Genomic DNA, 9,241 nt, shown 5'->3' on the forward strand with positions numbered 1-9,241 from the left:
CAAGGGCGGCCGGCGGCGGGCCGCTGGGCACACTGCACAGTGAGCGGCGGAGAGTCGGCGGATCCGGGAGTGGCGATGGACGCGTTCGAGGTGCTGTGGGGCGAGCGGGGCGCGCCGAGGAGGGGGCCGAGGCCGACACTGACGGTGGGCGAGCTGGCGAAGGCGGGGATCGACCTGGCCGACCGGGAAGGCCTGGGGGCGGTGACGATGCAGCGGGTGGCGGAGGCGCTGGGGGTGACCAAGATGGCGACCTACCGCTACGTCCCGGGCAAGGACGAGCTGATCGCGCTGATGGTGGACACCGCCATGGGGGAACCGCCGGAGCTGAGCCACATCGACGGCGGCTGGCGGCCGCAGCTGAAGGCCTGGACGATGGCGATGTTCGACCTCATGCGGGCTCACCCCTGGGCCCTGCGGGCGACGGTGGGACGGCGGGTGACGGGCCCGAACGAGCTGGGGTGGGTGGAGAAAGCGCTGGGGGCGCTGGCCGAGGCCCGGATGGACGGCGGCCAGAAGATGGACGTCGTCGTCGCGCTGACGGGACAGATCCGCGCGATCATCGAGCAGGCGGCGGACACCTCGGAGGAGGACATCGCCGAGGGCTGGGCCAAGGTGCTGGCGACCCGGGCCGAACGGTTTCCGCACGTGGTGAAGGCGCTGGCGGAGTCGGAGCAGCACAAATCCCGTGACCAGGGCCTGGAGTTCGGCCTGGAACGCATCCTCGACGGCGTGGAGCTCTACCTCAGCCGGCAGTGACCGCGGCCCGGGTGGGCCCGTCCATCCACAACGGACGGACGGGCCACCGAAAGGCCTAAAGCTACTTCACGTTGAGGTCGATGCAGCTGTAGAAGGCGTTGGCGGTGTCGCTGATGTTCCAGATGGCCAGGACGGTGATGCGGCCGGTGCGGTTGCCCAGGTTGACGGAGTGGGAGACGGTGGCGGGCGGGGGCTGGTTGTTCCCGCTGAACTCGGCGAGCTTGGTGTTGCCGACGTAGTACTGGTAGCTGGCGGTGCGGTGCCTCGCGGTGAAGGTCCAGTTGAAGGACACGGTCTTGCCCACGGACGCGGCCTGCCACGGCTTGGAGTTGTCGTTGAGCTCGGCGAACCGGTCGACGCCTCCGTTGCAGCTGCGCAAACCCTTGGGCCCCTCCACACTCTGGGGCTCGTACTGGATCGCGCCGCAGGACACCGTGTGCGAGGCGCACTGGGCCTGACGGCTGGCGGGTGAGTTGACATATCCGTGCGCGCTGGCGAGGGCAGCGGGACCGGCCACGACGATCAGGGGCGCCGCGACCGCGCCCACGAGGGCAGCGACCAGCCTTTTGTTCAGATTCATGCCGACTCCTTGCAGGGTTGCCCCACAACGGGCGTCGCGAGCGCCACGAGGGGGCGGGAGCGGGACGAAAGAGACGAAATGTGGTTCAGACCATAGCGACGGCTGCCGATCACCGTCAAGACACGCTCGTTCACAGATACGACGGAGCAGACTCGAAAATATGTTCGACAGAGCGGCCTCGGGCTGGAACAATATAAGGCGTCAGTCGGTCAACCGGCAGGGGGAGCCATGACGCTGCGTGACGACGAGCTGCGATCGCTCGCGGAGATCGAACGATCGTTGACGACGACCGATCCCAACCTGGCCCGCAAGATGGCGGAGCTGCGGCCGCTCACGCCGGGCTCGGCGGCGGCGCTGATCGCCGGCTGCCTGGCCATGCACGCCAGCGGCATCGTGATCGCCGTGGCCGGCAACGGCATCGACTCGCCGGCCACGGTCGCGATCGGCCTGATCCTGGTCGTGGGCTTTCCGGCGCTGGCGGTGTGGCACCTGTGGTGGCGCCGCCGCTGAGCCGCAGTCCACAAAGGACGGAAAGATCAGCCGGCGGCGTCCGGCCGCTGCGGCGGGCACTGGCCGCCCGGCGTCGTCAACAGCTCGAAGTGCCACATCTCGTTGGAGTAGGCCTGACACAACCCGTAGTCGGCGCCGTGCCGGTTCACCCAGTCGTCGGCGTCGGTCGGCCCGATGTCGACGGCCTTGCCCGTGACGTGGGTGGACTTGTCCGGCGTGTTGACGTACTGCCGCGCCGCGGCCAGCGTCCCGTACTTGCGGACGGCGTCGTCGAGCAACTGCTGCTGGTAGGCCTTGCTGCGCCAGCCGGAGGTGATCCGCACGGTGATGTCGTGCCCCTGGGCATCCCGAGCGGCCTGCTGCACGGCGGCCAGCAGGGCCGGGTCCAGGTTGCGGATCGCCGCCTTGGCGGTGTCGAAGGGGCTGATGCTGTTGTTGTCCGGAATGACGCCGTCGGCATCCCCGAGCGGGGCGGCGGCGCTGGTTCCGCACGCGGACATGAGCAGCACAGCCGCCAAGGCAGCGAACACCGGACGAATGGACAACGAGCACCCCTACTCACCAACGGCAGCAATCCGTAACAGACACACTCCCCACCTTTTGTGACAGTTCTGCGCGCACGGACCGACAACACCGCGACGGTCACTCAATCATCAGTTGTGCCGCCTACCGTTTTCACCATGAGCACCGCACTCGCCACCGTCTCCACGATCGGCCCGCGCACCGAGCAGATCTTCCCGGTCCGCCTGGCCGTCGACGACGCGCTGACGAGGGACGCGGTGGCGCAGGCGATCACGGGCCACCCCCGGCTGCGCCTGACCGACGCCGCCGCGTCGGGCGAGGTGCTGCTGGCGATCACCACCGAGGTCACCGACGAGCTGCTGGCCCGCATCACCGGCGACACCGCTCCCCCGGTGCTGCTGGTGGCGGATCGCCTTGGCGGCCGGCACTTGCTGCGCAGCCTGCACGCCGGCGTGGTGAGCTTCCTGCCCCGCCGCTCGACCGACCTGACGACGATCACCAAGGCGCTGGTGACGACGGCGGAGGGCCGGTCGGTGCTGCCGCCGTCGGTGGCCCGGCTGCTGGTGGATCACTTGCGGCGCATCGATCACGTGCTGATCACGACGACCGGTTACGGCGTCGCGGGCCTGGACGCGCGCGAGGTGGAAGTGCTCAGACTGGTGGCGCAGGGCGCCGAAAACGCGGATATCGCCCGTGAGCTCAAGTATTCCGAGCACACGATCAAGCGGATCCTGAAGGATCTGCTGAGCCGCCACAATCTGCAGAACCGCGCGCATGCCGTCGCTTATGCGCTGCGGATCGGCGCGATCTGACCAAGCCCGGGATCTAGTCGAGAACGGCGGCCAGCCGCGCGCGGACGACCTCGTTCTCGAACAGGCCGAGCTCCGCGCCGGCGTTGAGCAGGTGGCGCAGCAGCGTCTTGGTGTCGTCGGACACCGGCCCACCGCCGACGCCGAGCCGGGTGTCCATGACCTGCAACGCTTCCGCGATGACGATGCCGGCGGTCTTGCGGTCGCCGCGCGTCTCCTCGACGCCGGCCAGCCCGATCAGGGTGATCACCACCCGCCGCGGGTCGTCGACCTCCTTGCCGACGATCAGCGATTCCCGGTACAGCGTCACGGCTTCGTCGAACCGGCCCGTGCACTGGGCGACGCCGGCCAGCCCCATCAGCAGTCGCGCCCGCGGCGCCGGCTCGACGGCCTTGGCCAGGCTGTAGCGGACGCTGTCCTCCCAGTCCTGCAACAGCCCCCGGCGCAGGTAGAAGCGCTGCATGGGAATGGTGAGCCGCCACGGCTCGTCGATCTGCCGGATGAGCGTCTCGACGACCTCGTACTCGCGGGTGTACCAGCCGATGGCCTCGCGCTCGTTCCGTTCCGCGGCCAGGCTGTCGTGCGCCCACTGCGCGCCTTGCACGTAGTGCTCGACCATCCGGGCCCGCGCGCCGGCTCGATCCGCGTCGGAGTCGATCTCCTGGCTGAGGTCGTGGGCATAGGCCATCACGAGCTCATGCGCCTGGTACCGGCCCGGCCGTGGCTGGTCGACCAGCCACGAGTCGAGGAGTTCGGCCAGTGCGGCCTCGGCCGTCGGCGCGTCGACGTCGAGCAGCCGAGCGGTGACGGGCGCGGAGAAGCCGTCCACGGGATGCAGGCTGAGCAGCCGGAAGAGCCGGGCCGCCGTGGGCCCGAGCCGGTCGTAGGACCACGAGAACACCGTGCTCAGGCCGGGGCCGGCGCCGAGCACGCTGGTCAGGTCGTCGACCACCGCGGCCAGGGTGAAGCCGGGATTCATCAGCAGCCGCGCGGCGACCAGCGACAGCGCCAGCGGCAGACCGCCGCAGGCCTGCACGATCCGATCGGCGGCGGCGGGTTCCGCGTCGACCCGGTCCGCGCCGAGGCGGTGCACGAGCAGGTCCCGGGATTGGCCGGGGTCCAGCATTCCGACGGATACCACCCCTACTTTGCCGACGTCGGACAGCTGGGGCAGCCGGCGCTTGAGTGTCAACAACAGCAGCGAACCCGCCTGCGCGGGCACGAGTCCACGGACCTGCTCGACGGTGCAGGCCCCGTCGACGACCACCAGCAACTCCTTGCCGGCGGTCATCCGACCGTACTCCGCGGCCAGTTCGTCGAGGGTCTCCGGCACCTCCTCCGCCGGCAGGCCGAGGGCGCGCAGGAACGACCGCAGCATCGGCACGCCGGTGTCGTGCCCCGCGTGGTGCAGGTTCACGTACAGCTGCCCGTCGCGGAACCGGAGCTTGCGCCGATGGGCCCAGTGCACGGCCAGTGTGGACTTGCCGGCGCCGGGCATTCCGTCCAGCGACAGGATCTGCACCGGCTCCGCGGCCAGCCGGTCGAGTTCGGCCAGCTCACGGTCGCGGCCGGCGAAGGACCGCACGTCGGCCGGCAGCTGCGCGGGCCGCAGGACGGCGGCGCGCACGTCGGCCATCCGCAGCGCGGCCCGCAGCTCCTTGCCGGGATCGATGCCGAGCTGCTCGACCAGGCGCAGTGTGATGTCCCGGTAGACGTCCTCGGCCACGCTCGGGCGCCCCATCGCCACCAGCAGCTTCATCAGCCGCACGTGCAGCGCTTCGTCCAGCGGCAGCCAGCGCGCGATCCGCCGCACGACGTCGTGCACGGCATCGGGGGTGCCCAGGGCGAGCGCGCGGTCGGCGGCGGCCCGCGCGGCGTCGGCGACCTCGTGGTCGATCTCCGCGAACACCGGGTGCGACCGGTTGACCTCGGCGGCGCAACGGCCCTGGACCAGACCCAGCGCCTCGACGTACTCCCCCAGCCCGCAGGACATGTGGGCACGCGCGACGAGTGCGCGGAACCGGGACAGGTCGCACGCCTCTGGTTCGATGTGCAGCTCGTAGCCGCCGGCCTGCCGGGTCAGCAGCTCACCCTGACTGCGTGCCGTCAGCCCGGGTTCGAGCGCCCGCCGCAGCGCGCCGACGTACCGGTGCACGAGGTTGGCCGCGCTGGTCGGGGCGCGCTCCCCCCACACCAGGTCGATCAGCTCGGACTGGCCGGCCGGCTTGCCCGCCTTGGCCAGCAGCAGCGCCAGCACCGCGCGCTGCTGTGGCGGGCCCAGCTCGACCGCGTGGCCGTCCCGGGCGGCCGTCACCGGGCCGAGCACCGTGAACGTCAACACCTCCGGGATTCTACGGCAGTCAGTCGAACGAACCATCAGCCGCGCTGACGGTCCTCACCACATCACCGGCAGCGACCGCAGGCCGTGCACCGGCGACCGGTCCGTGAACACCAGCTCGGTGCGCGGCTTGGCCAGCCGCAGCTGCGGATGCAGGCTGAACAGGGCGGTCAGGCCCTCCTGCACCAGCACGCGGGCCAGCTGGCTGCCGAGGCACTGGTGCGCCCCGTAGCCGAACGCGAGGTGTGCTCGCGAAGTCGGCCGCACCAGGCGCAACTCGTCCGGATGGTGGAAGACGGCCGGGTCGCGGTTGGCCGAGCTGATCGACACGACCACGCACTCGCCCTTGCGCACCACCCGCTCGCCGATCCGCACGTCCTCGGTGGCGTACCGGGGCAGGCCCTGCTGGACCACCGTCAGGTAGCGCAGCAGCTCCTCGACGGCCACCGACACGGCGACCTCGCCCTCGGTCAGCGACTCCACCCGGCGCGGGTCCTCCATCAGCACCAGCGCGCTCAGCGTGAGCATGCCGATCGAGGTCTCGTAGCCGGCGTGCAGCACGGTCATCGCGAGGCCGACCATCTCCGCGGTCGACGGCGGCTCGGCCATCACGGCCGCCTGCCGCAGCAGACCCGAGATCAGGTCGGTGGTGGGCTCGCGGCGGCGCTGGTCGACGACGTCGGTGAGCATCGGCCGCAGCAGCGCGGCCTCCAGCCCGACCGGGAAGCCCTCCGGCAGACCGACCAGCTCGCCGAGCACGCGGCCGGTCACCGGCCGGGCGAAGTCGGTGACGAGGTCGGCCGGCGACTCCAGGATCGCCACGCGTTCCTCGGCGGCCTTGCGGACGCGCAGCCGCCAGCCCTCGGCGCGGCGGATGGTCAGTTCCGGGATCAGCAGCTGGCGCAACCGCTTGTGCTCGGGGCCGTCGATGTCGATCACGCCGCGTGACTCGACCGGGCCCCGCGCGGTGAACCGCTTGTCGGAGAGCACAAGGCGGGCGTCCTCGTGCCGGGTGACCAGCCAGGCCGGCGCGCCGGCCGGCGTCACCACCAGCGAGACGGGCTCGTCCCGGCGCAGCCGGGCGAACTCGGTCGGTGGGTCGAACGGGCAGTGCGCGGGCCGGCGCAACGGCATTGTGTTCATCGGGTCCTCTCCTCAGGGGACACCACGAGGCAGGTGGTGGACGCGGTGGCCAGCACGTCGCCGGCCGCGTCGCAGACGTCGGCCTCGGCGAACTGGACCTGGCGACGGGACTCCCGGACCCAGCCGCGGGCATAGACCTCGCCGACGGCCCGGTCGACCGGGCGCACGTAGCTGACCCGGAGGTCGAGCATCACGTAGTCGCCGCCGGGACGGAGCGTGCTGCGGACCGCGAAGCCCAGCACCGCCTCCAACAGCCCGGCCATCGCCGGCACGTGTCGCAGCTCGGTGGCGATGACCACGTCGCCCTCCTCCACACACACCCAGCGCGGCTCGCCGCCCGCCGGCAACGGCGGGCTCGACGTCGTCCGCAGCACGTCCAGACCGGACGGCTGTTCGACCGCCTCCATCGGCTCCTCCCGTGTCCTGGTGCCGATCAGGCCACAGCGGCGGGGAACCGGGACAGGTCCGACGACCAACGGGTACGCGATCCGATCCGCCCGGCGCACCACGGTCACTCGATCGTCAGTTCCGGTGGCTAGCGTCGGCGCCATGGACACGGCCCTGAGGGAAATCGCGTTGCGGGAAGTCCGCGCACGGGAAGTCGGGCTGAGGGGCGAACCCGCGGTGTGTTTCTCGATGTTCGGCGACGATGTTCTCGCCGCGGAAGGCATTGCCGCCGCCGGCGCACGGCTGCGTTACGCCGCGACCGCGCCGGAGCAGGCCGACGCTTTGTTGGCGGTGACCATGGACCTGACCGAGGAGATCGCCTCGAACCTGGTGTTCGCGGCCGATTCCCGGCGCAGGCCCGCTGTTCTTGTTGTCACGGAGACGGTTCTGGGCCAGCCGCTCGCCGAGGAGATGACCTCGGGGCCGGTCCGCCTGGTGCCCCGCCGCGACGCCTCGACACAGGGCATTGCCGCGATGCTGCACGCCGTTGCCGCCGATCTCGGCGAGCCGGCGGCCGTGCACCTGGACCGTCTGCTGGGCGAGCTACGGCGCCGGTCGATGCGGCCGCGCGGGCTGGACGAGCGCGAGGCACGGCTGCTGAACCTGTTGGCGGACGGGGCGGACACCGCGGCCATCGCCCGGGATCTGCACTGCTCCAACCACACCGTGAAGCGCCTGGTGCGGGATCTGTTGCAGCGCTACCACGCCCGCAACCGCGCCCACATAGTCGCCCACGCCCTCCAGTCCAACCTCATCTGACCCCCGCGAGTCACGCTCTCAGAACCACCGAATGTAGGTTTCGGGCAGCTGCCCGAAACTGTATTTCGGTGTGCCCCAGAGCGTGACTCGCGGGGGTGTCAGGGGAGGTGGCGGCGGCGCTGGTGGTCGGTGACGTCGAGGAAGGCCGCCTTGAACTGAGTGAAGGCCTCGCGGCCGAGGCGGCGGGCGTGCCGGTCCTGGATGGAGTTCATGATCTTGTCGGCCGCCCGCATCTGGGCCAGGCCGCGCTCGGTGGGGCAGACCAGTTTGGCCCGGCGGTCGGCCGGGTCGGGACGGCGCTCGACGTAGCCCAGCCCCTCCAGCTCGTCGACCATGGTGCCGATGACCTGCTTGTGCTGGCCCGACAGCCGGGACAGGTCGGTGGCCCGCACCCCGTCGGAGTCCAGGTAGGCCAGCACGGCGCCGTGCCGCGGCAGCAGGTCCTCGAAGCCCTGCGCGGCCAGCGTGGTGAACAGCTCCTGCTGGATCGCGAACAGCAGCCGTCCCGCGAGCACACCCAGGTCGGGATTGGTCCTGTTGCGCTCCGCCCTCGTGCCCACCGTGCCTCCCGTCCCGCCGCCGACGGGGTGATCATCGCACAACGGTCGGACGGGTGACGGTCAAGGACGCTGACTGTCAGCGACGGGCACCATTCGGCCGGCGGCCGGGTGCCCCAGCTCCCGCAGTATCTCCACGGCCTCGTCCAGGGCCTTGCGCGCGGTGGGCACGTCGTGGGAACGCGTCACCGACGCGATGCTGCGCAGCGTCGCCGCCTCGGCGGCCCGGTTGCCGAACTCCCGGTGCAGGGCCAGGGCCCGCCGGTAGCTGGCCAGGGCCTCGCGGTAGCGGCCGAGCCGCCGGTTGACAAAACCGAGGGTGTCCCATGTGTCGGCCTGGGCCCGCCGCATGCCCAGTCCGGACAGGATTCCCAACGCTTCACGGCAGTGTCCGATCGCCGCCTCGAACCTTCCCTGGCGCGCCTCGAACCAGCCGACGCCGTTGAGCACCGCCGCCACGTCGTCCGGCCGCGCGTCCCGGCGGCTGATCGACAGCGTCCGGTCGGCGTGCAGGGCGGCGGCGGCCGGGCGACCGGCGGTGGCCCGCAGCCAGGCCGACCCGAGATGCTGCCGGGCCAACGACTGCTGATCGTCCACTTCGACGAACAACGGCATCGCGGCGGCCATCAGCTCGATCGCCGTGCCGTAGTCGCGCAGCCCGGCGTGCACACGGGCCAGACCGCGCAGCGCCTCGGCCGTGCGGCGCGGGTCCCCGGTCCGCTCCGCGCACACCAGCGCGGCGGCGCCGGCGGCCCGCAGCTCCGGCCACAGCCCGGTCTTGTCCAGGTGGTCGCCGATGATGCCGGCGAACCGCCACACG

The 9,241-nt window shown here is 71.3% G+C and carries 11 protein-coding genes; 4 read left to right on the top strand and 7 right to left on the bottom strand.

What is annotated here, in order from left to right; all coding sequences use genetic code 11:
• Positions 1-75 precede the first annotated feature (75 nt).
• Positions 76-756 carry a TetR/AcrR family transcriptional regulator gene (locus KUTG_RS05985; protein ID WP_043728424.1) on the top strand — a complete coding sequence of 227 codons (681 nt, stop codon included), beginning with the start codon at positions 76-78 and terminating at the stop codon, positions 754-756.
• A gap of 61 nt (positions 757-817) precedes the next feature.
• Here KUTG_RS05985 and KUTG_RS05990 read toward each other — a convergent pair whose 3' ends face one another.
• Entirely contained in the window at positions 818-1,336 is a 519-nt protein-coding gene (locus tag KUTG_RS05990; protein ID WP_043715511.1) for a lytic polysaccharide monooxygenase auxiliary activity family 9 protein, read from the bottom strand.
• A 228-nt stretch (positions 1,337-1,564) separates the two neighbouring features.
• Here KUTG_RS05990 and KUTG_RS05995 point away from each other — a divergent pair, with 228 nt between their 5' ends.
• Entirely contained in the window at positions 1,565-1,846 is a 282-nt protein-coding gene (locus KUTG_RS05995) for a DUF3040 domain-containing protein (RefSeq protein WP_043715512.1), read from the top strand.
• A gap of 26 nt (positions 1,847-1,872) precedes the next feature.
• Here KUTG_RS05995 and KUTG_RS06000 read toward each other — a convergent pair whose 3' ends face one another.
• Entirely contained in the window at positions 1,873-2,391 is a 519-nt protein-coding gene (locus KUTG_RS06000; protein WP_043715514.1) for a M15 family metallopeptidase, read from the bottom strand.
• 135 nt (positions 2,392-2,526) lie between these two features.
• Between KUTG_RS06000 and KUTG_RS06005 the strand changes: the two genes are divergently transcribed.
• Positions 2,527-3,180 carry a response regulator transcription factor gene (locus tag KUTG_RS06005; RefSeq protein ID WP_052394081.1) on the top strand — a complete coding sequence of 218 codons (654 nt, stop codon included), beginning with the start codon at positions 2,527-2,529 and terminating at the stop codon, positions 3,178-3,180.
• 13 nt (positions 3,181-3,193) lie between these two features.
• Here KUTG_RS06005 and KUTG_RS06010 read toward each other — a convergent pair whose 3' ends face one another.
• From KUTG_RS06010 to KUTG_RS60815, 3 genes are read right to left on the bottom strand one after another with little or no spacing between them, the layout of a single operon-like run.
• Positions 3,194-5,518, bottom strand: coding sequence for an AfsR/SARP family transcriptional regulator (locus tag KUTG_RS06010; RefSeq protein ID WP_052394082.1), 2,325 nt, complete (start codon positions 5,516-5,518; stop codon positions 3,194-3,196).
• Positions 5,519-5,572: 54 nt separating this feature from the next.
• A complete protein-coding gene (locus tag KUTG_RS06015) occupies positions 5,573-6,658 on the bottom strand; it encodes a cytochrome P450 (RefSeq protein ID WP_043715516.1) in 1,086 nt (361 codons plus the stop codon).
• Positions 6,655-7,065 carry a PaaI family thioesterase gene (locus KUTG_RS60815; RefSeq protein ID WP_063753687.1) on the bottom strand — a complete coding sequence of 137 codons (411 nt, stop codon included), beginning with the start codon at positions 7,063-7,065 and terminating at the stop codon, positions 6,655-6,657. The genes KUTG_RS06015 and KUTG_RS60815 overlap by 4 nt, the downstream gene beginning before the upstream one ends.
• Before the next feature lie 142 nt (positions 7,066-7,207).
• Between KUTG_RS60815 and KUTG_RS52990 the strand changes: the two genes are divergently transcribed.
• Entirely contained in the window at positions 7,208-7,864 is a 657-nt protein-coding gene (locus tag KUTG_RS52990) for a helix-turn-helix transcriptional regulator (protein WP_052394087.1), read from the top strand.
• Positions 7,865-7,962: 98 nt separating this feature from the next.
• Here KUTG_RS52990 and KUTG_RS06030 read toward each other — a convergent pair whose 3' ends face one another.
• Positions 7,963-8,424 (bottom strand): MarR family winged helix-turn-helix transcriptional regulator, encoded by a 462-nt coding sequence (locus KUTG_RS06030; protein ID WP_043715518.1) that lies wholly within the window; start codon positions 8,422-8,424, stop codon positions 7,963-7,965.
• A gap of 60 nt (positions 8,425-8,484) precedes the next feature.
• Positions 8,485-9,241, bottom strand: a 757-nt coding sequence (locus tag KUTG_RS06035) for a tetratricopeptide repeat protein (RefSeq protein WP_198047034.1), incomplete at its 5' end; no start/stop codon positions are given.

The sequence above is a fragment of the Kutzneria sp. 744 genome, assembly GCF_000568255.1.
Lineage (GTDB): Bacteria > Actinomycetota > Actinomycetes > Mycobacteriales > Pseudonocardiaceae > Kutzneria.